The sequence below is a fragment of the Bacillus hominis genome, assembly GCF_030348325.1.
Lineage (GTDB): Bacteria > Bacillota > Bacilli > Bacillales > Bacillaceae_G > Bacillus_A > Bacillus_A hominis.
In genome coordinates this window covers 3,011,417-3,034,808 of sequence record NZ_JAUCFS010000005.1, presented here as the reverse complement: position 1 = coordinate 3,034,808, position 23,392 = coordinate 3,011,417, and the positions used below count along the sequence as shown (strand labels likewise).

At 35.3% G+C, this 23,392-nt stretch carries 23 protein-coding genes and 3 pseudogenes; 20 read left to right on the top strand and 6 right to left on the bottom strand.

Annotated elements, in window-relative coordinates; all coding sequences use genetic code 11:
• Positions 1-154: 154 nt before the first annotated feature.
• The 4 genes and pseudogenes from QUF93_RS18230 to QUF93_RS18215 form a co-directional block, all read left to right on the top strand.
• Positions 155-3,505 (top strand): trifunctional glycoside hydrolase family 18/polysaccharide deacetylase/glycosyltransferase family 2 protein, encoded by a 3,351-nt coding sequence (locus QUF93_RS18230; RefSeq protein ID WP_289359732.1) that lies wholly within the window; start codon positions 155-157, stop codon positions 3,503-3,505.
• 282 nt (positions 3,506-3,787) lie between these two features.
• Positions 3,788-4,063, top strand: a complete 276-nt coding sequence (locus QUF93_RS18225; RefSeq protein ID WP_002121043.1) for an ArsR/SmtB family transcription factor — start codon at positions 3,788-3,790, stop codon at positions 4,061-4,063.
• A 96-nt stretch (positions 4,064-4,159) separates the two neighbouring features.
• A pseudogene (locus QUF93_RS18220) lies at positions 4,160-4,318 on the top strand (zinc ribbon domain-containing protein); the annotation flags it as partial.
• 317 nt (positions 4,319-4,635) lie between these two features.
• Positions 4,636-4,835 (top strand): annotated as a pseudogene (locus QUF93_RS18215) (IS3 family transposase); the annotation flags it as partial.
• Between the two features lie 51 nt (positions 4,836-4,886).
• On the opposite strand, the gene QUF93_RS18210 reads toward QUF93_RS18215, so the two are convergent.
• The 4 genes from QUF93_RS18210 to QUF93_RS18195 all read right to left on the bottom strand — a co-directional run bounded on the left by QUF93_RS18210 (position 4,887) and on the right by QUF93_RS18195 (position 8,804).
• Positions 4,887-5,888 carry a FecCD family ABC transporter permease gene (locus QUF93_RS18210; protein ID WP_289359731.1) on the bottom strand — a complete coding sequence of 334 codons (1,002 nt, stop codon included), beginning with the start codon at positions 5,886-5,888 and terminating at the stop codon, positions 4,887-4,889.
• Positions 5,885-6,877 carry a FecCD family ABC transporter permease gene (locus QUF93_RS18205; protein WP_098769012.1) on the bottom strand — a complete coding sequence of 331 codons (993 nt, stop codon included), beginning with the start codon at positions 6,875-6,877 and terminating at the stop codon, positions 5,885-5,887. The genes QUF93_RS18210 and QUF93_RS18205 overlap by 4 nt, the downstream gene beginning before the upstream one ends.
• 93 nt (positions 6,878-6,970) lie before the next feature.
• The gene (locus QUF93_RS18200; protein ID WP_289359730.1) at positions 6,971-7,969 is read right to left on the bottom strand and encodes an ABC transporter substrate-binding protein; all 999 of its coding nucleotides are present in this window, start codon (positions 7,967-7,969) and stop codon (positions 6,971-6,973) included.
• A gap of 511 nt (positions 7,970-8,480) precedes the next feature.
• A complete protein-coding gene (locus QUF93_RS18195; protein ID WP_097903304.1) occupies positions 8,481-8,804 on the bottom strand; it encodes a winged helix-turn-helix transcriptional regulator in 324 nt (107 codons plus the stop codon).
• A 124-nt stretch (positions 8,805-8,928) separates the two neighbouring features.
• Here QUF93_RS18195 and QUF93_RS18190 point away from each other — a divergent pair, with 124 nt between their 5' ends.
• The 4 genes from QUF93_RS18190 (at position 8,929) to QUF93_RS18175 (ending at position 11,870) form a co-directional block, all read left to right on the top strand.
• On the top strand, positions 8,929-9,462 hold the full coding sequence (locus QUF93_RS18190; RefSeq protein ID WP_289360996.1) for an NAD(P)H-dependent oxidoreductase: 534 nt from the start codon (positions 8,929-8,931) through the stop codon (positions 9,460-9,462).
• 134 nt (positions 9,463-9,596) lie between these two features.
• The gene (locus tag QUF93_RS18185; RefSeq protein ID WP_289375774.1) at positions 9,597-10,160 is read left to right on the top strand and encodes a GNAT family N-acetyltransferase; all 564 of its coding nucleotides are present in this window, start codon (positions 9,597-9,599) and stop codon (positions 10,158-10,160) included.
• Complete coding sequence (locus QUF93_RS18180) at positions 10,157-10,861, top strand: SDR family NAD(P)-dependent oxidoreductase (protein ID WP_289359728.1); 705 nt, start codon at positions 10,157-10,159, stop codon at positions 10,859-10,861. The genes QUF93_RS18185 and QUF93_RS18180 overlap by 4 nt, the downstream gene beginning before the upstream one ends.
• Positions 10,862-10,970: 109 nt before the next feature.
• Positions 10,971-11,870 carry a PhzF family protein gene (locus QUF93_RS18175; protein ID WP_289359727.1) on the top strand — a complete coding sequence of 300 codons (900 nt, stop codon included), beginning with the start codon at positions 10,971-10,973 and terminating at the stop codon, positions 11,868-11,870.
• Positions 11,871-11,905: 35 nt separating this feature from the next.
• On the opposite strand, the gene QUF93_RS18170 is transcribed toward QUF93_RS18175, so the two are convergent.
• Positions 11,906-12,115, bottom strand: a complete 210-nt coding sequence (locus QUF93_RS18170; protein WP_000801638.1) for a hypothetical protein — start codon at positions 12,113-12,115, stop codon at positions 11,906-11,908.
• A gap of 84 nt (positions 12,116-12,199) precedes the next feature.
• Between QUF93_RS18170 and QUF93_RS18165 the strand changes: the two genes are divergently transcribed.
• The 12 genes and pseudogenes from QUF93_RS18165 (at position 12,200) to QUF93_RS18105 (ending at position 23,018) form a co-directional block, all read left to right on the top strand.
• On the top strand, positions 12,200-12,949 hold the full coding sequence (locus tag QUF93_RS18165; protein ID WP_289359726.1) for a Nif3-like dinuclear metal center hexameric protein: 750 nt from the start codon (positions 12,200-12,202) through the stop codon (positions 12,947-12,949).
• A 5-nt stretch (positions 12,950-12,954) separates the two neighbouring features.
• Positions 12,955-13,446 carry an NUDIX hydrolase gene (locus QUF93_RS18160; RefSeq protein ID WP_289359725.1) on the top strand — a complete coding sequence of 164 codons (492 nt, stop codon included), beginning with the start codon at positions 12,955-12,957 and terminating at the stop codon, positions 13,444-13,446.
• A gap of 109 nt (positions 13,447-13,555) precedes the next feature.
• Positions 13,556-14,404: an aminoglycoside phosphotransferase family protein gene (locus QUF93_RS18155; protein WP_289359724.1), complete on the top strand. Its 849-nt coding sequence runs from the start codon at positions 13,556-13,558 to the stop codon at positions 14,402-14,404.
• A gap of 27 nt (positions 14,405-14,431) precedes the next feature.
• Positions 14,432-14,989 carry a DUF7010 family protein gene (locus QUF93_RS18150; protein ID WP_289359723.1) on the top strand — a complete coding sequence of 186 codons (558 nt, stop codon included), beginning with the start codon at positions 14,432-14,434 and terminating at the stop codon, positions 14,987-14,989.
• Between the two features lie 28 nt (positions 14,990-15,017).
• Complete coding sequence (locus QUF93_RS18145; RefSeq protein WP_289359721.1) at positions 15,018-15,842, top strand: MBL fold metallo-hydrolase; 825 nt, start codon at positions 15,018-15,020, stop codon at positions 15,840-15,842.
• Between the two features lie 16 nt (positions 15,843-15,858).
• Positions 15,859-16,425 carry an SGNH/GDSL hydrolase family protein gene (locus QUF93_RS18140; protein ID WP_289359720.1) on the top strand — a complete coding sequence of 189 codons (567 nt, stop codon included), beginning with the start codon at positions 15,859-15,861 and terminating at the stop codon, positions 16,423-16,425.
• Between the two features lie 294 nt (positions 16,426-16,719).
• Positions 16,720-17,196: a heme-degrading domain-containing protein gene (locus QUF93_RS18135; protein WP_289359719.1), complete on the top strand. Its 477-nt coding sequence runs from the start codon at positions 16,720-16,722 to the stop codon at positions 17,194-17,196.
• A 557-nt stretch (positions 17,197-17,753) separates the two neighbouring features.
• The gene (gene zwf, locus QUF93_RS18125) at positions 17,754-19,238 is read left to right on the top strand and encodes a glucose-6-phosphate dehydrogenase (RefSeq protein ID WP_289375772.1); all 1,485 of its coding nucleotides are present in this window, start codon (positions 17,754-17,756) and stop codon (positions 19,236-19,238) included.
• Positions 19,239-19,431: 193 nt separating this feature from the next.
• Positions 19,432-20,325: a phosphogluconate dehydrogenase (NAD(+)-dependent, decarboxylating) gene (gene gnd, locus QUF93_RS18120; protein WP_289359717.1), complete on the top strand. Its 894-nt coding sequence runs from the start codon at positions 19,432-19,434 to the stop codon at positions 20,323-20,325.
• A 151-nt stretch (positions 20,326-20,476) separates the two neighbouring features.
• Complete coding sequence (fsa, locus tag QUF93_RS18115; protein ID WP_000667690.1) at positions 20,477-21,145, top strand: fructose-6-phosphate aldolase; 669 nt, start codon at positions 20,477-20,479, stop codon at positions 21,143-21,145.
• A gap of 228 nt (positions 21,146-21,373) precedes the next feature.
• Positions 21,374-21,770 (top strand): annotated as a pseudogene (locus QUF93_RS18110) (gluconate kinase); the annotation flags it as partial.
• Positions 21,771-21,956: 186 nt separating this feature from the next.
• Positions 21,957-23,018: a lactonase family protein gene (locus QUF93_RS18105; RefSeq protein ID WP_289375979.1), complete on the top strand. Its 1,062-nt coding sequence runs from the start codon at positions 21,957-21,959 to the stop codon at positions 23,016-23,018.
• Between the two features lie 102 nt (positions 23,019-23,120).
• Here QUF93_RS18105 and QUF93_RS18100 read toward each other — a convergent pair whose 3' ends face one another.
• The gene (locus tag QUF93_RS18100; protein ID WP_088059429.1) at positions 23,121-23,297 is read right to left on the bottom strand and encodes a DUF1272 domain-containing protein; all 177 of its coding nucleotides are present in this window, start codon (positions 23,295-23,297) and stop codon (positions 23,121-23,123) included.
• Positions 23,298-23,392: the final 95 nt, after the last annotated feature.

The following is a 23,392-nucleotide window of genomic DNA, read 5'->3' as shown; positions in this document are numbered from 1 at the left end:
ATTTGTAAGTTATTTGGGTTAGTTATTTGATTTCAAAGCTAAAAGGAACTTATTATTCTATATTCCTATTAAGCTATTTTGTATCAAAACCCTAGAAGGTTAGAGTTTGCATTTGTACTTAGAATAAGAAGAAAAGGAGTATGTGAAAAATATAATGGAGAAAAAAATTCAACAAGAGAAAGATAAATCAAAACCTGTTTTTTATGATCCTAAAGGAAGAAGAAAAAAAGCTTTTAGTTGGTTTCTATGTATCTCAATAGTTAGTATAAGTATTGTATTTTATTTTTTCTTCCAAAGTATTTTTTCGACACCAGAAATTCCAAATATGAATCCTGCTGTAAAACAAGATACTAAACTTGTACCTATTAATCAAGAACTCAGCGACGAGCAGTTAAAGAAAGAAGAATTTAAAGCTAATACAGAAATGGAAAACGATGAAAATTCGGTGAATTCAACGAACGGTAGCAAACAATCTAAAGAAGTGTATGGTTTTTATGTAAACTGGGATGAAAATAGTACTGCTTCTTTAAAAGAAAATATCGATTCTTTAACCACGTTAGTACCAGAATGGTATCACTTAAAAGCAGACTTAACAGTTAGTAGTGAGATAAAATCTGAGATTGTAAAGTTAGCAGAAAAAAATCATGTGAAAATTATGCCTTTACTTACTAACTATACAGAGGAAGCTTCTGGTCCTGATAGTGAACTTATTCATAAGTTATTGAGTTCTCCAGATCATGTAAAGACAACGTTTATTAACGATTTAGTAAAGCAAGTTGAAAAGAATCAATTTTCAGGTATTAACATTGACTTTGAGGCAATACCTGAAAGCGATAGAGAAAACTTAACCAATTTCATGAAAGAACTTACTACGGTCTTTCATAAACATCATTTGCTCGTTACGCAAGATGTCCCTGCTAATGATAAGGCCTTTGATTATGGTGCATTAGCCAAAGTAATAGATCGTATGATTGTAATGATGTATGACGAGCACTATGGAGCAGGGGTACCAGGACCAGTTGCTTCAAATAAATGGTTTGAACATACGCTCAATGAACTAGACATTCCGTCTGAGAAACTTATAGTTGCTTTCGGTAACTATGGATATGATTGGGAAGTAAATAGTAAAGAACCTGCGAAGTCTGTAACTTTCTCAGAAGTTATGACAATGGCTCAGGATTCAAATATAAAAATTCAATGGGATAACATTAGTGGAAATCCTTATTTTCGATATAAAATAGGAGAGAAAGAACATACCGCTTGGTTCTTAGATGGTGTTACTCTTTATAATCAAGTAAAAATCGCAATGAACAACAATGCGAAGGGATTTGCGTTATGGAGACTAGGAGCAGAAGATCCTACTATATGGAAAGCTTTAAAAGATCCTATTGAGGTACAAAATAATCCTGATGCACTACATAAAATCGCTAGTTTAGATGAAGTGAATTATTCTGGACAAGGCGAAATTTTACAGATTGAGAATGAAAGACAAAATGGATTGAGAGATTTTAAGGTAGACAAAAATGGTTATCTTACAGATGAAGTGTATCAATCACTACCATCTGCATATGAAGTGCAACGATATGGAAAACCAAAAGGCAAACAAGTAGTATTAACATTTGATGATGGACCAGATCCTAAATATACGCCGGAAATTCTAGATATATTAAAAGAGTATAAAATAAAAGCTGCCTTTTTTGTACTTGGTGAAAATGCGCAACTAAATCCTAGTATTGTTAAAAGAATATACGATGAAGGGCATGAAATTGGCAATCATACTTTCAAGCATCCTAACGTCGCTGATACGTCTTTGCTACGTACAAAAGTAGAACTTAATACAACTCAGCGCCTAATCCAGGAAATAACTGGGCATTCTACGGTTTTATTTAGGCCACCGTATGAAGCAGATGCTAACCCGGATTCATCAAATGAAATACTGCCTATTTTGCGTGCACAAAATATGAACTATACAATGGTGGCAGAAGAAGTTGATCCTGAGGATTGGGCGACTCCATCAACAAATGAATTAGTAAAGCGTACTCTTAATCCCATTTATAAGGGGGAGGGAAATATTATTCTTCTCCATGATGCAGGAGGGAATCGTACCCATACGGTAGAGGCGCTGCCGATGATTATTAAAGATCTTAAAAAGAATGGATATAGTTTTGTAACAATTTCAGATTTAATGAATAAAGAACGAGATGAAGTTATGCCTCCCGTTTCTTCAGAGGATAAGCAATATTTACTTTACAATAAAGCTGTTTTTTCAGGAGCAGGATATTCTAAGCATATATTAACAACTATTTTTTATATTGCTATTGGATTAGGTATTTTCCGATTCCTATTTTTAATTTATTTTTCATTCAAGCAAAAAAAGAAAACAAACTCTCGTTTATTTGCTAATTCGTCTTATCAACCTTTTGTTAGTGTTGTGATAGCAGCATATAATGAAGAGAAGGTTATAGCTAAGACGATTCGCTCAATTTTGGATAGTAATTATAGAGAGTTTGAAGTTATTGTTGTTGATGACGGATCGAAAGATGATACGTCAAAAGTAATTCAAGAAACATTCTATAAACATCCTAAAGTTCGTTTAATTCAGAAAGAAAATGGTGGGAAATCATCCGCAATGAACTTAGGATTTCAAAAATCAACAGGAGAAATCATTGTCACTTTAGATGCGGATACAATTATTGCGCAAGACGCTATTTCTCTAATGATCAGACACTTTGAAGATCATAATGTAGCAGCAGTTTCAGGTAATGTCAAAGTGGGAAATAGACGGAACTTGTTAACTACTTGGCAACATGTTGAATATATTACAGGATTTAATTTAGAACGCAGAGCTTTTGATGAGTTAAATTGTATTACGGTAGTTCCAGGAGCTATTGGAGCATGGCGTAAAAAGAATGTAGTCGAATCTGGATATTTAAGCGAAGATACATTGGCAGAAGATACGGATCTTACTATTACATTTTTACGTGAAGGGCATAGAATCGTATATGAAGAAAAAGCGTATGCTTATACGGAGTCACCTGAAGATGTGAAAAGTCTTATTAAACAGCGATATCGTTGGTCATATGGTACACTCCAATGTCTTTGGAAACATCGAAAAGCATTGTTTAATGCAAAGCATAAAACATTAGGATTTATTGCATTGCCTAACATGTGGTTATTCCAATATGTTCTGCAATTCATTGCTCCTTTAGCAGATATATTAATGATTATGGGGCTATTTGGCAGCGATCCGCTAAAAGTTTTAGGATTTTATTTTGTATTCTTTTTAATGGATCTTCTCGCTTCTCTGTTTGCATTTAAATTAGAGAAGGAGAATCCTAAACCACTAGTATGGTTAATTTTACAACGCTTTATTTATCGTCAATTTATGACTTATGTTGTAATTAAATCTATATTTTCATCCATTCGAGGGGTAGCGGTAGGATGGAATAAACTAAAGAGAATGGGAAGTGTTGAGCATTCCCCTGAACATAAGGAGGCATCATAAGAGAGCGGATAATCTGCTCTCTTTTTGTTATTGACTTTAGTTAGTTGAGTCTAGAGAAGACGAAAAACCTGCCGTTAACCTGAAAAATCAAAATCTCCTATAACGAAATTTCTATTCATTATTGACTACTAATAGTGAGGCGTTATATGAAGAAACCCCTTTAGTTTCGGACTGAAGGGGTTTTTAAATATTTTTTTAAAAATGACGGACACAAAATCATATATCATTTCGAATTATATATATGGATATCATTAATATTTATATAAAAGGGGAGAAAGAAATATGAAAGAAAAAAAAGAAATGTATGAAGAGATCACGGAAGTATTAAAGGTATTGGCGCATCCTGTCCGTTTATCCTTAGTAGAAATAATGCGTACAAAAGGCCCTACTAATGTAACAACAATGTATGAAAAATTACAAATGCCTCAAAGTACAATTAGTCAACATTTATCCAAACTAAGAGCTGCTAAAATCATTACAGGTACTCGGAAAGGATTAGAAATTTATTATGAAGTAACGGACAATCGTACAAAAGCGATATTATTAAGTTTGTTTTAAACCTATTATCCGAAAGAAGTCGATTCATTAGCACTGGCCAACGCTCAATTAAACTTGCAAACTGCTTATAAGAATTTTTTTAGTGGTCAAAGTGATTTTTTTTCTACAAAGATGTGTAGTCGTTGTGGAAACAGAAAAGAAATGTCTCTATTTGAATGCATGTATGAGTGTTCATGTGGACTAACAATAAGTCGTGACTATAACGCAGCTATCAATATCAAAAAGGAAGCCATATGGTTATTAGCATTGATATAAATCGTAAGAAATAACCTTTGGAACAAGGGAGTTAGCTCGGCTGTCCTAAGACAAATTCGTTAGCTATCAAAAATAACGATGAACCGAGAAGCCCCCACTTCGGGGTAAGTTCGTAAGAAATACTAAGTGGCGGGTAGTTCACTGAGTGTATAGTAAACTCTAATATAAAAAGACATGAACAAAGATTAGTTCATGTCTTTTTGCGTTGGTGTTATTCCTAGAAGAGCGTTTAAAGTAGCGGTAGCGAATAAAATGTTTTTACTAGATATTTAAATAGAGGTAACTGGCATTTAGTCAAACTACTGCTTATGGGCAGTATTACACAAAGCATGTCTCGTAAAGGAAACTGTTACGATAACGCAGTGATTGAAATCTTCTTTGGCATCATGAAGTCAGAATTTCTGTATCGAAAAGAATGTAAGAGTATAGAACATTTTAAGAAAGAACTATCATCATAAAAAAATTAAGGCAAAACTAAAAGGCATGAGCCCTCGTACAATGCCGGACCCATGCCTAAAAGGTTTCCTAATGAAATAATCTGTCTAACCAAGAATTGCGGCTTTTCCTATTATTTTTTTGAACGGGCAAGTAACCAAACAAAGTATGGTCCACCAATAAGTGCTGTAAAGACCCCAGCAGGAATTTCTAAAGGAGGTACGAGCCCTTTTCCTAAAGTATCAGCAAGCAGTAAAACAATAATCCCTATTAAAGCAGAGGCCGGAAGGAGTACATAATATTTTCCTCCCACAAGCCTTCTTGCAATATGCGGTGCGATTAACCCAACAAAACCAATTGTTCCGACAATTGCAACGGTAGAAGCGACAAGTAATGCGGATAAGAATAATAGAAGCATCCTTGTACGATCCACGTTTGCTCCTAAACCTGTCGCGAGTTCATCTCCTAATGAGAGTACTTCAATGCGAATTGAGAAATACATGACAAGTGGTACGAGAACGACGATCCATGGTAGTAATTGATAGACATGATCCCATTGTCGTCCCCAAAGGCTCCCAGCTAACCATGCGAGTGCAGTATTAATTTCTACTGGGAATTTCACCATCAGTAGTTGTAATCCTGCCTGACAAAGTGCTGAAAGGGCAACTCCGGCAAGAGCTAAAGTCGAAGTATTTAATTTGTTACCTCGTGCAAAAAAGTATAAGCATACTGTAACAAACATGGCACCAATAAATGCAAAGATAGGCAGGGTATAAGCAGGTGCGCTTGGGAAAAGCAAAATAACAATTGCAGCACTTAGCCCAGCACCTTTAGATACACCAATAACATCAGGAGATGCCAGTGGGTTTTTTAAAATTCCTTGCAAAACTGCTCCAGAAATAGAAAGACCAATTCCTGCTAGAATAGCAATAAAGTATCTTGGTAAGCGAAATGTAATAAGAATGTTTTTAACTGAAGTAGGCTCTCCAGTAAATAGACACTGAATGATGTCGAGAGGGGAAATCCAAATGGCTCCAGCCCCTAAACTAAGTAAGCTCGCAATAATTAAAAGAGCTAGTAAAGTTGTAAAAGTAATGAATAGTTTTTTTCTATGATTTACGTTTGTTGTTTTCATTTCGTCTCAAGTCTCGCTCCTTTCTTCGCTAAAAATAAGAAGAATGGAGAGCCGATAATCGCTGTTACAATTCCAACTGGTGTATCGTAAGGATACGAAATAAAGCGTGATAAAATATCGGCATATACTAATAGCACACCGCCTAGTAGAGCGGTAAATGGAATGAGTCTTTGGTAAGACGATCCGATAAGTGAACGCGCAATATGGGGTCCCATTAATCCAATAAATCCAATAGGGCCAGCAATTGCTACAGAAGAGCCTGATAGTAGTACAACGCTAATTGCAGCTAGAATTTGTGTTCTTTTTACATTCGTTCCAAGTCCTTTTGCTACTTCTTGTCCCATATTTAATAGAGTTAAAGATTTAGATAACCAAATAGCAAGGATTAAACCAAGGATATACCAAGGCCAGGCCATTTGTACTTTAATCCAGCGAGCTCCATCTACACCACCAGCCATCCAATAAATGATACTATCTGTAGAATTTTCATCTATTAGAATCAGTGTTTGTGTAAATGAAGATAAGATTAAATGAATGACCATTCCGGCTAGTGCGAGGCGTACGGGTGACATTTCTTTTATATTGGCTAACATATAGACGATACAACCGCCAAATGCCGCACCGATAAACGCAGCTATAACCATTCCAGTGCTTGCAACAGAAGGGAATAATACCATAATTGTAACGACAGCAAGGGAAGCACCTGCATTTACTCCAAAAACTTGTGGTGAAGCAAGGGCGTTACGAGTGATTGCTTGCATAATCGCACCAGATACGGCTAGGGCGCTACCAACGAGAAAGGTAACAATAAGGCGAGGTAAACGAATATCTCGGATTATTAAATATGTTTTATGATCTTTTGGTGCCCATAAATCTTGCATTTGTATATTTGTAGCGCCGATTAAAAAGCTGCCCAATGCCCCGATAATAAGTAAAAGAAAAAGTAAAATATAAAATATGATGGCACGTTTTTGATTAGTGCTCCTCATGTTCTTTAATCGCTCCTTTTATCATCAATAAAAAAGTAAGGTATATGCGTAGATGGAAGTTTCTACTCCGCATACACCTTACTTTGTTTACTATTATTTCTTTTCTACCTTCTTCAGTGTATCGATTGTTTGATCCATAATGATTTCAGCTGGAATCAATCCACGGAAACGAGCCCATGTCATACGGTCAAAATAGTAGATTTGTTTGTTGTTTGCGACTTTTGTTTCTTTCCAGAGCGCTTCTGTTTCCCAATCTTTTTCAACTGTTTTTTCGCCATCTGTCATTAGGAATAGTACATCTGGATTTATTTTTAAGAATTGCTCTAAGTTAACGTTATAGTATGGGCCACCAGCTGTTTCTTTAAATGCTTGTGCATCTTTATCTTGTAGTGCAGTTGGAAGGCCAAGCTTTTTAAAGATTGTTCCTACATATGAAATGTCTGAGTGTAAAAACATTTTATCTACTGTTGCGTGAGCTGGAGCAATGACTAAATCTTTAAATTTACTTTCATCTAGTTCTTTTTGGAAATTCGCTACTTTTTCATTATGTTTTTTTAATACTTCGTCACCTTTTTGGTCTTCTCCAACCGCATGCGCAATTTGTTTAAACTGTTCGAGTGTTTGGTCATAAGTTTGATTTGAACTTTGGAAGCCAATTGTTGGTGCGATAGTACTTAGTTGCTTATAAATATCTTTATGACTTTGACGACTAGAGTCGATAATAATTAAATCTGGTTGCAATGAACTAATCACTTCAACGTTTGGTTGTTTACGTGAACCAACAGATGTATAATCCTTTACTTTATCTTTTATTTCTGGAATAATGCGTTCGGGCTTACTATCATCAGCGATTCCTACAGGAGAAATATTTAAGTTAGCTAAAGCGTCTAAGAAAGAAAACTCTAGCACAACGATTTTTTTCGGTTTTCCTTTTATTTCTGTAGTACCTAAATCATGTTTTACAGTAATTGTTTCTGCATTGCTGTCGTCCTTGTTGTTAGCCCTTACATTTTCTTTGTCGCTACCACATGCTGTTAAAGCAAAAAGTAGAATAGCGGCTAAAATAGAAAAGGCCCATTTTTTTCCCCTCATCCTAAAACATCTCCTCATTACTATGTATAAATAGATATTGAAAATCGTTTTCAATTATACTGTTAATTTTATGTAAAATCAATATATTTCTTTCACTAGGTGTATTTTTTTATTTTTCTTATATAATTTTAATTTAGAAGATTCCTACTTTAGGCTTGTTTAGAGATAGGGGAGATAGTTCAATTCGTAAGGTACAAAGAGGAGATTGTGAAGATCTTGTTCGTATAAAGTGAAGGTACTGTGACAAAGAGGTCCCGCCACATCGCTATCAAGCTAATAGAAACAGGAACTCCCAGAACGAAAAATACGATAAAGTGTTTTCTGTTTATATATTTTTGTAATAAAATAAATGGACATGCATTGAATCACCAAAAGTATACTTGTTCATAGATATAAACTCCTTTTAGGAGACATACAAACCATTCATGATAAAGAGGTTTACCATATCTCATGGTTGAAGCTGCTAATATGAATGTAGTAGATATAACAAAGTTCATAGGGGACGTTTCTTTTAATCATTTAATCTTTTTATCTGATGATCTTTTCCCCATTCACATAGTTCATCCATAATTTGCATTAAAGATTTTCCGTATTCGCTTATTGTGTATTCAACCTTTGGTGGTACTTCTTGATATACAGTACGATGGATAATCCCGTCAGCTTCAAGTTGCCGAAGTTGTTGTGTGAGAACCTTCTGGGTGATACTTGGAATTTCGCGTTTAATTTCATTTGTTCGCATTTTTCCATCCATCAAAATACATAAAATATGAACTTTCCATTTTCCGCCGATTACGTCGAGAGTCGTTGTGATTGGGCAGTCATCATTTTGATTCATATAACACCTCCACAGGTACTTCAAGGTCCCTATAGCACTTGAAAGTACGTACTTTTCAATTATATGTAACTCATACATACTAATACGTAAAGGATTGATTAATTTATAAAGGGGATGGAAAATGATGAGAACACTTGTAATTGTAGCACACCCTGATATTGAAAAATCACGAATTAATAAAAGATGGATAGAAGAACTTGAGAAATATTCGGATGAAATAACGGTACATGAATTATATAAAGTGGCACCAAATTGGGAGTTTAATATTGAAGAAGAACAAAAGCTGTTAGTAGAGCACGACCGCTATATATTTCAATTTCCGCTTTACTGGTATAGCTCACCACCATTATTAAAAAAATGGTTCGATGATGTATTAACATATGGATTTGCGTACGGATCAAAAGGGGATAAAGTGAAGGGGAAAGAATTTGGTGTAGCTATTTCTATAGGTGGATTAGAAAAAGACTATGACAATAGCGGAATAACAATGGATGAGTTAACGAAACCATTTCACGCTACATGCCTATATACAGGAATGGAATTTATACCTTCATTTTATTTATACGGAGCAGAATATGAAATCAGTGATGAAGAGATTGACATAAGTGCACCAGAGTATGTGCAATATGTTATGAATAAGAAGTATTCTAATATATAAGGAAAAGTAAAATCCAGTTATGTGCAAAGCATAACTGGATTTTTGTTTATAAAAAACATAATAATTTACTAGATTTTGTATTTTGTGTAAGATGATAAAGAATATTCAATTAATAATTAAGGGAAGAGATATAAATGAAGCTGCCACTATTACAAGTAGAGACAGAGAGACTTATTATCCGTCCATTTCAAAAAGAGGATTATGAAAGTTGGTTAGATGGATTCAATAAGAGGTTACCATCTCAATATAAATACGATGATGGCTATCATGACATGTCGTCTTCAACAAAAGAATGGTTCACGGAATGGATAAGAGGATTTGATGAGGCGGCACGACGGGATGAAATGTACGTTTTAGGTATTTTTCAGAAAGAGGATGGCACCAATATTGGAAAGCTAGAACTTATAAAAATTTTACGAATGGACTATCAATGGGCGATGATGGGCTACTCGATTCATAATCAATATTGGAAAAATGGATATGGGGTAGAAAGTGTAATAGCTGCGCTGCCGTTATTTTTTTATAGCCTTCAATTTCATAGAATTGAATTACATATACATATCGATAATGAGCCATCCGTTCGTCTTGCAGAAAGAGCAGGTTTTTCATTTGAATGTAAGAGAGAAGCATTTTCTCAGGAGAATGGTAAGTGGGCAGATTTTCTTATTTATTATAAAAATAAGGAGCTGGATATATGAGGGTACTTATTACAGGTGGAAATCGAGGACTAGGGTTACAGTTAGTAAAGGTATTTCATGAAAATGGACATATCGTTTATCCGTTAGTTAGAAGTGAGGGAGCTATAGAACAATTAAAACAGATATTTTCTTCTGGATGTTTTCCTATATTAGCGGATTTATCAGCTGATGATAGTACTGAACGTATTAAGGAGCAGCTTGAGAAATATACGGAGCATATTGATTTAGTTATAAATAACGCTGGAATTACTGGAAAGGAGACTGAGGTTTTACATACAAATTCAGAGGAATTAATGGGACTATTTAACGTTCATTGTTTAGGTGTCATTCGAGCAATAAAAGGTACGTATTCGACTTTAACTAAATCAAACCATCCGAGAATTATAAACGTATCCTCTCGTTTAGGATCCTTACATAAAATGGCCGAAAAAGAATTTCCACAAGGGCATTTCTCATATTCATACCGGATCGCAAAAGCTGCACAAAATATGTTAACGCTCTGTTTACAACAAGAGTTTGCGGATAAAGGGATTCGTGTAACCGCCATTCACCCTGGAAAATTAAAGACTGACATTGGTGCTTTTGATGCGGATATGACTCCGGCTCAAGGAGCTCGAAATATATATGAGTGGGCTATAGGTTCGAATGAGGATGTTTCAGGGAAGTTTATTGAACCGGGTGTAGGGGAGTTGAAGTGGTAAAGTACGAACTTTCAAGTATTCAAAATATATTTGGATTTTAGTGAAAAGCATGAAATGGTTTGCTGTATGTAATAACAATTAGAAGATTAGAAGATTAGGGGATAGGAAAATGAAAGCAATAAACGTATTTCATTACGACGCATTTACGAATAAACCAAATATGGGAAATCCAGCAGGTGTTGTATTAGAGGCGGATGGATTAACGGAAGAGGAAATGCAGCGTATTGCTGAAAAAGTTGGATTTAACGAAACGTCTTTCGTTCTTTCTTCAGAAGTAGCAGATATAAGAATGCGCTATTTTACACCAGGGTTTGAAATGGATTTATGTGGTCATGGGACAGTTGGGACTATATATGCTTTGCGTGAAAGAGGTTTATTAGAAGAGGAAACAAATCTTACGATTGAAACGAAGGCAGGGATTTTACCAATACAAATAGGTGTAAATGAAAATGGAGAAACCTTTATTAAAATGAGGCAGGCAGCACCTCAGTTTAAAGGTTTTGCAGGTTCAAAAGAAGAATTAGCTCATAGTATCGGTTTGGAAGTAAATGATTTAGATGCGAGTTTACCAATTGTATATGGAAGTACCGGTAATTGGACTGTAATTGTACCTATAAAAAAACTTGATGCATGTGAAAGAATGAAACCTAATAATGATAAATTTCCATCGATATTAAAAGAAATACAAAAGGCTTCTATTCATCCAGTTTGCCTAGAAACTTATGATGAACAGGTGCAAATGCACGGTCGTCATTTTTCATCACCTTATTCTGGAACGATTGAAGATCCTGTTACAGGAACAGCTTCAGGTGTAATGGGAGCATATTATGCGACGTATTTGGAGAAAGATTTTGATCATGAACTGGAGTTAATCATTGAGCAAGGACAGGAAATGAATAAAGATGGTCGTGTAACGGTTTATGTAACGAAAGATGTAGAAGATGGGAAGTTACAAATTGATATTGCTGGAACAGCGGTGTATGTGAAGGAGTTTGAAATTTCAATATAAAAGAATAAAGCCCAGCACATAGCTGGGACTTCTCTTTATCTGTTCAATACTTCAATATACGAAGCATCTCCAGTTGTTCTAATAGTAGAGCGGAAATTATTATGTTCTAAAGTTTCAGCAACTTGTTTTAATTGCTGTGCATCATCGTGATGAATGAGTAAACTATCTGCACCACTTTCTTCTATATGAATATGTTCAACATTTCCAATCGCTTCATGTATAGCTTTTAAAAATTCAGGTTTCATATTGTCCTCCTATATGTATGTAACGTCGTTAAATAGTATTTCCTTATTTTTGAAATATAAAAGTAAATGAAAGGAGAAATGAAAATGAATATAACGCAGTTTAAAGAACATATTACATCACTTTTTGAAGAACATCTTCATAAATACGGTGATGACGAGTATGGTTTCACTCACATTAGTAAAGAGGAATTTCACAAAATAGGTTACACGACAAATTTGACGCTAGAGACAATTGAAGAAGCATATCAAAATGGGGTAGATATGATACTTACACATCATGCACCGTGGAGTTTTTTATTTGGTATGGAAGAGGCTTGTATTGAGAAATTAAAAGAATATGAAATGACTCATTTTTGGATTCATTTGCCGTTAGATTTTGTAAAGTTTGGCACGTGTACGTCGTTGTTTAATGAAATTGGGATAGATACAATACTGGAATATTCCACGTATGAGGAAGAAGAGCTACCGGGAATAGGAGAATATAAAGAAGCGACTTCTTTGTCAAACTTAGTTGGAAAACTTGAAGAGAGAATGGAAGAGAAAGTGAAGAGCTGGAAAAATCACGATAAACCAGTAAAACGGATTGCGATTTTAACAGGTGCAGGGAACAATACAAACCTTATTGAGCGTGCGCTAGAAAAAGGTTGTGATACGTACATAACAGGAGAAAAAACATTATATACGGTGCAACATGCAAAATTTAAAAGGATAAATTTAATTGTAGGTAGTCACACATTTACAGAAGTGTTTGGTGTAGAAAGTTTAGCTCGTAAATTAAAAGAAAGAGATTGTGCAATAGAAATTACTAGATTAAATGAAGAGCATTTGGAGTGATGAAAATGGTCACGATATACGCAACTTATGGAGAAGAAAAAGTGAAGTTAACATGGAAAAGAGATTGTACATTACCAGAGTACGAGAATATTACGAGTGTGCATGGCTTTTGTTTTTATGAAGATAAAGTGTTGCTCATTGATCATCAAAATCGCGGTTGGGACTTTCCAGGTGGACATATAGAAAAAGGAGAACTACCAGAAGAGTGTTTTAAAAGAGAGGCGTGGGAGGAGGGTTACGTAAAAGGAGAATGCACTTTACTTGGATATATCATCGTTGATCATAGTGACAATCCAAATTGGAATGAAAATAGTCCGTATCCAAAAGTAGGGTATCAGCCGTTCTACCGGATGAAGATTAATGAAGTGCATAAGTTTGACGGTGAGTATGAATCCGATAAAAGGACGTTTATTAGAGTAGAAGAGAGTGCAGCGTATCATTATAAATGGAATGAATTATATGATGAAATCTTGAAGGAAGCCGTTGCAGTAAAATAAAATTATTTTTGTTATATTAAGGTGTTGGGAGGGATTTTCCATTAATTTGTAAAATGATAGTAAAGTTGTCTTTTGAATTGAAGGAATCTTCAGATATGTGGGTGAGTGAATGAACATTTCATTAATCGCTGAACAATTAGTTAATGAGAAAGTTATTTCACATTATCCAAATAGCGTAAAAGTGTTGAACGGGGGAACGACAAGTACTGTATATTTGTTGGACGGAAAATACGTTGTAAAGTTGAATGAATCGGAAGTAATACGTGAAGAAGCGTATTTTCTGCAGTTTTATAAAAGTACCAATATGTTTCCAGAGCTTGTGTATAAGGATCCTTTGAATCGATATTTTGTGTATTCTTTTCTTGAAGGAACTACTTCGTGCAAACCTGGTCATAAACGGAGTATACTTTGCAAACTTGTAAAAGAGGTTATCAATAAGTATGAAATAGTTCCAAATGCGAATAGCTTTGGCTGGAAAGAAAGTCCGTCTCATTCTTGGACCGAATTTTTAGCAACAAATGTGATGGAGGCTCACGAAAACGTAAGTCCGTATATAAGTAATGAAGAGTATAAACTGGTTCTTAAGTTAGCGAGTAGTCCAAATAGAGGAACTGGAATACATCGACCATTTTTATTGCACGGTGATCTTGGATTTCATAACTTTATATTTCAAGAGAATAAGTTAAAGGGTGTGATAGACCCTTTACCAGTGTTAGGAGATCCTACATATGATTTAATTTACGCCTTCTGTTCAACACCAGAAGATGTAACGAAAGAAACGATTCAATATGTAATGAAACAATGTGTATTTCATAAAAGAGATAAGGATTTATATGAAGAAATAATTATAGGCTTATATTTACGGATAGATAGATGTTTAAGACACCACCCAAAAGATTTAGAAGATTACTTAGTAGCGTGGCGTTATTGGATGGACGAAATTGATCCGGCTTTATAGCATGAATATTTTTGGGGAGGTAGTGAAATGAACATTTCAGAAGCAAAAAGAGATTTAGCACAAAAAACGAAGAGGGGATTTCCTGTCATAATAGCTGGTCTTTTATTTTGGATTGTAGCGAGTATAACGGGTGTTCTTCTTTCAGAAAAGCAAGTTGTGTGGGTGTATTTAATTGGTATGGGCTGTGTGTTTCCTTTAGGCTTGATGTTAGCTGCTATATTAAAAATTGATATGTTTGCGAAAGGAAACCCATTAGGGATTTTAGCGGGAGTAATTGGTGGGATAAATGTATTGAATATTCCGCTTGTATTACTTGCATATTTTCAATTTCCAGAATGGTTACCTTTTGTAGTAGCAGTGTTAATAGGTGTTCATTTTGTACCGTACGTATGGATTTATGAAAGTAAAAGTTATGGGTTTTTATCAGTAGGAACTGTATTAGTAACGTCAGTATGTGGGATTCTTTTTGCGGAAAAAGGATTTATCGTAATTCCTATGGCGGTTACAGTTGTCTACTTTATTACTCTTATAAGCGTATTACTTGAAAATAAAAAAGCAGAAAATAATCAACAAATATCGGCTTAATAAAAAACAAAAGGATAGGAGAAAAACGATGAACAATTTCGTTTGTACAACGTGTGGCGTGCAGTATGCAGCGAGTGTGGAAGAACCGGTAAGTTGTCATATTTGTGATGAAGAGAGGCAATATGTTAATCCGAAAGGCCAGTCTTGGACGACACTAGAAAGCTTACAAATGGGTGATACATATAAAAATGAAATAATCGAAGAGGAAAATGGGCTTTATAGTATTACGACAAAACCAGGGTTTGCGATCGGTCAAACGGCATTTGTAGTGAAAACAGAGTCATATCGTTTACTATGGGACTGTATTACTTATTTAGATGAAACGACAATTGCGAAAATAAAAGAGCTTGGCGGATTAGATGCAATTGCATTATCTCACCCGCATTATTACTCAACGCAAGTAGAATGGGCAGAGACATTTGATGTACCAATTTATATACACGAAGACGATAAAGAGTGGGTAATGCGTCCGAGTAGTCGTATTATATATTGGTCTGGGGAGTCTTTACAATTAGCTGATGGATTGGTCATTCATCGTTTAGGAGGCCATTTTAAAGGAGGATCTGTCTTACATTGGGAAGAAGGAAATGATGGAAAAGGTATTTTATTAACAGGTGATATCATTCAAGTTGTAGCGGATCAGCAGTGGGTAAGCTTCATGTATAGCTATCCAAACTTAATTCCATTACCGGCGAGAAAAGTTGAGGAAATGGCGAATCGAGTGAAACCGTTACAGTTTAATCGTTTATATAATGCTTTTCACCGAGTAGTAAAAGAAAATGCAAATGAGGCAGTTGAACGTTCTGCTGAAAGATATATGAAAGCGATAGAAGGAAAGTTGTTTCATACGTAAAAGGAGAGTTAGCTTTATGAAAACTTTAGTATGTTTCGGAGATAGTATTACAGCTGATGAAACATTTTTTGGTGGAACGCCAAGGTTAACACCACGTTTGCAAGAGGTGTTTCCAAATTGGAAAGTGGTTAATGCAGGTGTTCCGGGTGATAATACGTTCGATGCACTACAAAGGATTGAAGAGGATGTATTATCACATGAACCAGACTTTGTAACAGTTTTTCTTGGTACGAATGATGCAGTTTCTTTTGCTCAAGTCCCATTACAAGCATATAAAGAAAACTTAGAGAAAATTGTAAGCACGATTTCACCAGAAAAAGTATTACTTATTAGTCCGGCGCCAGTTGATGAAGAAAGACAACGTAATAGAACAAATGAAATACTCGGCCAATATGCAGACGTGGTTAAGGAAGTGGCGAAAGAAACAGGAAGTCATTTTTTAAATTTGTATGCTGAAATGATTCAAGAACAAGATTATAAGAGATTTGTAGAAGATGATGAAAAAGATGGATTACATTTTGGTATAGAAGGCTATGAGTATTTAGCGAAGTTAATTAGTGAAAAGTTAAGAGAGGTTCTGTAAGAGGCAAAGTGTGGGCGCTTTGCTTTTTTTGTATTTCTTATAATGAATTAATTGAATCACAGAAGTAGACAATTCCTGTACTAAATGTTTAGTACCTATAGCACTTTAAAGAACATACATTTTTAAAGTGTTAAATATAATTCATAATAGCACCAGTGAGAAGAAAACAAGCTTTATGGTACTAGTTACTAACGAAGCTACAGCAGTTTATCTAGATTCAGAAGGCGGTACTATAGAGGGTGGTAATTCCGAAAAACGCCAATGTGGTATAAAACAATTAGGGAGGTTAAAGATATGAGTACTTCAAATCTGAGTGAAATAAGTAAACAAATTTTAAAAGAGGAGGAAACACTTCAATTTTCCTCTTTTACAAATGAAGATGCATTGCAATTAGGTTTATATATCGTTGAAACAGCAAAGCGTGAGGGGAAATTGATTGCTGTTGATATAACAAAAAATGGTGTGCAACTATTTCACTTCAAGATGACAGGGACAACTGAGGAAAATACGAAATGGATTGAACGTAAAAAAAGGGTCGTTTCTCTGCATAATCATAGCTCGTATTATATGCAGATAGAAAGTGAAATAAATGGAATCCCATATCATGAAAAATACCGTTTAGATGGCTCGGAATATGCTGCGTTTGGTGGGTCCTTTCCCATCCAAATAAAAAACGTAGGGGTTATTGGAATGATAACAGTCTCAGGATTACCACCAGAAGTAGATCATGAATTGGTTATAAGAGCAGTTAAAAATCATTTAAAGCAATAATAAAAAGGCAAAAATGAACATATTCTTGTTCGTTTTTGCCTTTTTATTATTCGTCTACGGTAATGAGCATGGACGCATTTCCATTCTTTTCGAGATGACATTCCCAAAAAAAGTACAAAGAGAATCTAGTATGAACCATAAAGGCCAACTGTAATCAGGTAAAAAATATTCTATTTTCGGTGGTACGCTCTTTTTTGGATTACACCGTCTTATTCTAAAAAATCTTCAATTCGAGATATTTTTCTTGACGATAATAATTTATGTAGTTAATATACTAGACATAAGGTTATCTAATTACTAAAAGTAATTAGATATATAATATTTCGTTAAGTTAGATAAGTAAGTTCTAGTAGGGATACTTTGAATTGCCACTATTAATATTGGGGACAATTAGAGAGCGGCAAATATAAAAAATGGAATCAAATAACTCTTTTCTTTTTTACAAAACCATGAATTTAGAAGGTAAGAAACAAGACTGAATTAACAAAAGTATTAGCTTCTATATAATTCATTTTTACTATGTTGACAATGATTTCACATCACAAGGGGGACTAAAATTGGAATCAATGACCTTTGTTTTATTTGGAGCAACAGGGGACTTAGCTAAACGAAAAATTTACCCCGCACTATATAACTTATATAGAGATCAAAAGCTTCCAAAGCAAATATCTGTTATCGGGCTTGGAAGACGTCAAGTATCTCATGAGGATTTTCAAAAAAGAATAAAAGAATCAATAGAGACGTTTTCCCGTCATAGGGAAGAAGGTACTCCAGAACTCGAAGGTTTTTTAGATAATTTTCGCTATTGTCCATTAGATGTGAGTAAGCCGGAAGACTATGAGAGATTATTACAAGTCGTTCGTGAAAGGGAAGAAGAACTACATATAAAAGGTAATAGAATGTTCTATCTTTCAGTTGCTCCTGAATTTTTCGAGACAATTGCTTTAAATATCAAGGAAAGCGGACTCGATAAAACAGATGGATGGAAACGTCTAATGATTGAGAAACCGTTTGGGCACGACCTTAAATCTGCTCGTGAGCTTAATGATAAGCTTGGTCGAACGTTTGAAGAAGACGAGATATACCGTATTGATCATTATTTAGGGAAGCCGATGATTCAAAACATTGAAGCACTAGAATTTGCAAATCCTGTTCTCCAATCGATTTGGAACAAAGAACATATAGCGAATGTACAAATAACAGCTAGTGAAACGGTTGGGGTTGAAGAAAGGGCCGGATATTATGATCAGGCAGGAGCCATTCGAGATATGGTTCAAAATCACATGTTACAAATATTAATGATGACTGCTATGAATCTGCCGGAAAAAATTAACGCATGTGAAATTCGAGAGGAAAAGCGAAAGGTAATGGAGACGCTTCGTAAAGTGAAAAAAGAAGACGTTCAGAAGCATATCATTCGCGGACAATACGCTTCAGGAGAGATAAATGGTCAACAAGTTGTAGCATATAAAGAGGAGCCAGGAGTAAATCCTTCTTCTAACATAGACACATTTGTTGCTGCTCGCTTATGGATCGATAATCCATTTTGGACTGGCGTTCCATTTTATATACGAACAGGCAAACGAATGAAAGAAAAGTCTACTCGTATTGTGATCGAATTTAAAAATACGTTAAAACAGCAATATCAAGATAATAATCCAAATGTAGAGCCTAATTTGTTAATAATTGAAATCAGTCCAAGTGAAAATGTTTCACTACAATTAAATAGTAAAAATCCATTGAAAAATGGAGAACTTGAACCGATGCGTATTCATTTTACTTGTGAGCAAACAGGAGTGGGAATACCGGAAGCATATGAAAGACTCATCTATGATGCTGTATGTGGAGATTCTACATTCTTTGCACACTGGAAAGAAGTCGAATTGTCATGGGAATGGGTGCAGCCAATACTTGAAGCATTCGAGGAAAACGTATTGCCTCTTCATGAATACGAATCGGGATCATTTGGTCCAGATGCGGCGAATGTTCTATTACAAGAAAGTGAATTTAAGTGGTGGTTAGATGAGGAGTTGAAAAAATAAGTACGTTCTTAAATGAAGGTGTTTAAAGTGACGTTTACTATTGAAATATGTGTAGCTTCAGGAGCTGGAGCTAAGGTCATGCATTTACGACAGAAAATGTTGTCTAATACGTAAAAGTTATATGAGAAAAAGGTATTCATGATTTTAGTGATATGTATTTATGATAAAGGGTAATTTAAGGAGGAATTATATTATGAAAGTAGGATTAATTGGCTTAGGTAAAATGGGATTGAATTTAGGGAAAAATTTAATTGATCATAAACATGAAGTAGCAGCATTTGATTTAAACACGAGTGCAGTGAAAGAAATGAAAGAGTACGGGGCTACAGGTGTATCTAGTTTAAATGAACTGGTTCAGTCATTAGAATCACCAAGAATTCTTTGGGTTATGGTTCCGCACGCTGTTGTTGATTCTGTTATTAGTGAGGTTACACCGCTGTTATCAAAAGGAGATATTTTAATTGAAGCTGGTAATTCACATTATAAAGAGTCTATCCGCAGGTATGAGCAATTAAAGAAAGATGGCATTCACTTTATGGATGCAGGAACTTCAGGAGGAATGGAAGGCGCTCGTAATGGTGCTTGTTACATGATTGGAGGAGATCAAGAAGCTTGGGAAATCGTTGAACCTATCTTCCGAGATACAGCTGTAGAAAATGGATACTTATATGCTGGAAAAGCTGGTAGTGGTCACTTTTTAAAAATGGTTCACAACGGAATTGAATACGGTATGATGGCTGCTATTGGTGAAGGGTTTGAAATTCTAGAGAAAAGTGAATTTGACTACGATTATGAAAAAGTATCAAGAGTATGGAACAACGGTTCCGTAATTCGTTCATGGTTAATGGAATTGACTGAAAATGCATTTTCTAAAGATGCAAAACTGGATGAAATTAAGGGGATTATGCATTCTTCTGGTGAAGGGAAATGGACAGTAGAAACAGCATTAGACCTTCAAACAGCAACTCCTGTTATCGCAATGTCTTTATTAATGCGCTACCGCTCATTAGACAACGATACGTTTACAGGAAAAGTTGTAGCAGCTTTGCGAAATGAATTTGGCGGACATGCAGTAGAAAAGAAATAAAGTGAAACTTTAATCAGTGAGGCTTCTTTATCCCCCACCTAACTTCTTTGCTTCGCTGAATTTTGAGATGGGGGTCTTACTGCCCGTTAATGCGGGATAAACGTTTTAAAATTATAACTCGTTAAAGTTTAAAAACTGGAGGGAATTGATCATGAAGTTTTTTATTGATACTGCAAATCTTGAGGACATAAAAAAAGCATATAAACTTGGAGTTTTAGCTGGTGTTACAACGAATCCTTCTTTAGTAGCAAAAGAGGGCGTTAAGTTTGAAGACCGTATCGCAGAAATTTGTCAGGCAGTACCTAAAGTTGAATCTGTTTCGGCAGAAGTAACGCCAGATGCTGTTACAGCTGAAGAGATGATAGCTCAAGCAGAAGAATTAATTAAAATTAATGGTGGCGATAAAAACGTCACGATAAAACTTCCGATGACGCTAGCAGGATTAGAAGCTTGTCGTTACCTTACTGAAAAAGGTGTTAAAACGAACGTTACCCTTATTTTCACTGTGAACCAAGCTCTTTTAGCTGCTCGAGCAGGTGCAACGTATGTTTCTCCATTTTTAGGACGCTTAGATGATATTTCTGAAGATGGCGTATTATTAGTTGCTAAAATTGCTGAATTATTCGATGTTCATCAATTAGATACACAAATTATTGCGGCTTCTGTCAGACACCCAGATCATGTAACTCGTGTAGCGTTGGCAGGTGCTCACATTGCAACGATCCCTTATAAAGTAATTGAACAACTTGCTATGCACCCATTAACGGACCAAGGTATTGAAAAGTTTGCTGCGGATTGGGCAAAAGCGCCTAAGTTATAATGAACTGAGGCCTTCCATCAATTGCTTTTTCACAAGAGGACTACTCTCTATGTAACGTCATTCTGTAAACCGAATCTCGAATTTGGCCTCTTATTACGTGAAAACAGCAATATAAAAGGAACTATTCATTTTCAAAATAGCACAGTAGTTATGAAAAGGACCCTCTTATGAGAGTAAAGTTTGTTAAAACGTAGCTCTCATAAGGGAGAGTCTTTTTTCGTATAGATCTGGGATGAAGAAGCTCTACATGTTGCAGAGGTTTCAGATGAAAAGATTTCTACACTCGTTTCAACGACGCACAGCTTAATAGGATTAGATGAAGAACTTGCAAGAGAGATGAATGTACTTGTTTCTACTCTCTTTATAGTAGGAGCTAGTGATGGAATACTATCCAATTTAGTTGTAAATGCAATAGAGTCTGGAGTTGCGGCCGTTACAATTCGTATAAGCGGTGCGATACGTGCTGTAACAAATGATCCTAAGGAGAGGGTTTTTTGTTATGCGCTAACGGAGAAATATTGGGTAATTGGTGGGCGAGTTAATAACGGTGGTATGAGTTTTCGGTAGGCTCGTGACCAATTGTACGTTAGAGGTTGAACATGCGAAGCGTTTAGGAAAAGACCCATAGGAAGTGCTTACTGAAATAGCAGCTTTTCAGAAAAAGTGGGTTTATAGGCTATTTGGCAGAAAAAATATGGTAACGTATAAAGAGGTACTCCGATTTTTTAGGATATTCTTTCAATATAAAATAGTTTAAAGCTGCTTAGTAAGAAGTATGATGAACAAAAATTATAGGGAGAGGATTATGAAAATGACGGATAACAAAAAGTTTATTGGATATGTTGGAACTTACACGAAAGAAAATAGTGAAGGAATATATACTTTTACTTTAGACACAGAAGCGAAAAAAATTAGTAATGTAACACTTGCGGCCAAGCTGGATAACCCTACATATGTAACGATTAACCGAAATAATCAATATCTCTATTCTGTTGTAAAAGAAGGAGAAGCTGGTGGTGTAGCTGCTTATTCGATTGACAGTCATACTGGAGAGCTTAAGGAGAAAAATAGACAAGTAGTAGAAGGTGCGTCCCCTTGTCATATTAGTGTTGATAGTAAAAATCGTATAGTAGTTACAGCAAATTACCATAAAGGAACGATTGAGTCTTTTGTAGTAAATGAAGAAAATGGAACGGTAAATTCTGCTTCCTCTATTATTACACATGAAGGTTCGGGGCCGAATAAAGAAAGACAAGAAAAACCACATGCACATTACGCGGGATATACTCCTGACGAAAAATATGTAGTAGGTGTTGATTTAGGAATTGATAAATTAATTACGTATGAAATAAAAGATAGTGCATTAAAAGAAGTGAGTGGCGTGTCTGTGAAACCAGGAAGTGGCCCGAGACATATTACTTTTCATCCGAATGGAAAGTACGCTTATGTGATGACGGAACTTAGTTCAGAAGTCATTGTGTTAACATATAATTCGGAAGAAGGGGCTTTTACAGAATTACAGTATATTTCTACCGTCCCAGAAGAATTTGATGAAAATAGTCAAGGGAGTGCTATTCATATTTCTTCTGACGGCCACTTTGTGTATGCGGCGAATCGTGGCCATAATAGTATTGCTGTATTCAGTGTAGATCAAAATTCAGGTCAGCTTACATTTGTTGAACATACATATACAGAAGGAAATTGGCCGAGGGACTTTGTATTAGATCCTACTGAAAAGTTTCTTGTTGCTACAAATGAAAAGTCGCATAATCTTGTACTATTTTCAAGAGATGAATCTACAGGGAAGCTAACGTTGTTACAATCTGATGTTGTTGTACCAGAGCCTGTTTGTGTTAAATTTTTAAATGTTTAGCTTGTGAGAGGGATTGAAACTCAATTCATGTAGAAATGACGTTATAATTTCATATACCCTAAAATAGGGGATAGAAAAAGCAAAGCGATAACGCTTTGCTTTTTACTGTTTCTTTTTCGGTCTACGTACTAACTCGCCGCCGCAGTTTGGACAAACGTTTTGTCTTTCTTCTGTGCATGGTGCGCAAAATGTACATTCATACACGCAAATGTATGCTTCAGAATCTTGCTCGAGAGATTGATCGCAAATTTGACAGTTTGTTTTCATTGCTAGTGCCATAGTAATTCTCCTTTTAGTTTGAAAATTTATAATTTAATTATAATTCATTGGATAGAAATAGTCCTTTTCAATTGAAAGGAAATCGAATAATAAAG

Excerpts from the sequence above, each read along its gene's own strand:
- QUF93_RS18200 (WP_289359730.1), bottom strand. The coding sequence starts at position 7,969 with ATGAGGGGAAAAAAATGGGCCTTTTCTATTTTAGCCGCTATTCTACTT.
- fsa (WP_000667690.1), top strand. The coding sequence starts at position 20,477 with ATGAAGTTTTTTATTGATACTGCAAATCTTGAGGACATAAAAAAAGCA.
- QUF93_RS18160 (WP_289359725.1), top strand. The coding sequence starts at position 12,955 with ATGGTCACGATATACGCAACTTATGGAGAAGAAAAAGTGAAGTTAACA.
- QUF93_RS18135 (WP_289359719.1), top strand. The coding sequence starts at position 16,720 with ATGAGTACTTCAAATCTGAGTGAAATAAGTAAACAAATTTTAAAAGAG.
- QUF93_RS18180 (WP_289359728.1), top strand. The coding sequence starts at position 10,157 with ATGAGGGTACTTATTACAGGTGGAAATCGAGGACTAGGGTTACAGTTA.
- QUF93_RS18225 (WP_002121043.1), top strand. The coding sequence starts at position 3,788 with ATGAAAGAAAAAAAAGAAATGTATGAAGAGATCACGGAAGTATTAAAG.
- QUF93_RS18145 (WP_289359721.1), top strand. The coding sequence starts at position 15,018 with ATGAACAATTTCGTTTGTACAACGTGTGGCGTGCAGTATGCAGCGAGT.
- QUF93_RS18175 (WP_289359727.1), top strand. The coding sequence starts at position 10,971 with ATGAAAGCAATAAACGTATTTCATTACGACGCATTTACGAATAAACCA.
- QUF93_RS18230 (WP_289359732.1), top strand. The coding sequence starts at position 155 with ATGGAGAAAAAAATTCAACAAGAGAAAGATAAATCAAAACCTGTTTTT.
- QUF93_RS18105 (WP_289375979.1), top strand. The coding sequence starts at position 21,957 with ATGACGGATAACAAAAAGTTTATTGGATATGTTGGAACTTACACGAAA.
- QUF93_RS18205 (WP_098769012.1), bottom strand. The coding sequence starts at position 6,877 with ATGAGGAGCACTAATCAAAAACGTGCCATCATATTTTATATTTTACTT.
- QUF93_RS18190 (WP_289360996.1), top strand. The coding sequence starts at position 8,929 with ATGAGAACACTTGTAATTGTAGCACACCCTGATATTGAAAAATCACGA.
- QUF93_RS18165 (WP_289359726.1), top strand. The coding sequence starts at position 12,200 with ATGAATATAACGCAGTTTAAAGAACATATTACATCACTTTTTGAAGAA.
- QUF93_RS18100 (WP_088059429.1), bottom strand. The coding sequence starts at position 23,297 with ATGGCACTAGCAATGAAAACAAACTGTCAAATTTGCGATCAATCTCTC.
- QUF93_RS18150 (WP_289359723.1), top strand. The coding sequence starts at position 14,432 with ATGAACATTTCAGAAGCAAAAAGAGATTTAGCACAAAAAACGAAGAGG.
- QUF93_RS18140 (WP_289359720.1), top strand. The coding sequence starts at position 15,859 with ATGAAAACTTTAGTATGTTTCGGAGATAGTATTACAGCTGATGAAACA.
- QUF93_RS18195 (WP_097903304.1), bottom strand. The coding sequence starts at position 8,804 with ATGAATCAAAATGATGACTGCCCAATCACAACGACTCTCGACGTAATC.
- QUF93_RS18155 (WP_289359724.1), top strand. The coding sequence starts at position 13,556 with ATGAACATTTCATTAATCGCTGAACAATTAGTTAATGAGAAAGTTATT.
- QUF93_RS18170 (WP_000801638.1), bottom strand. The coding sequence starts at position 12,115 with ATGAAACCTGAATTTTTAAAAGCTATACATGAAGCGATTGGAAATGTT.
- QUF93_RS18210 (WP_289359731.1), bottom strand. The coding sequence starts at position 5,888 with ATGAAAACAACAAACGTAAATCATAGAAAAAAACTATTCATTACTTTT.
- QUF93_RS18185 (WP_289375774.1), top strand. The coding sequence starts at position 9,597 with ATGAAGCTGCCACTATTACAAGTAGAGACAGAGAGACTTATTATCCGT.
- gnd (WP_289359717.1), top strand. The coding sequence starts at position 19,432 with ATGAAAGTAGGATTAATTGGCTTAGGTAAAATGGGATTGAATTTAGGG.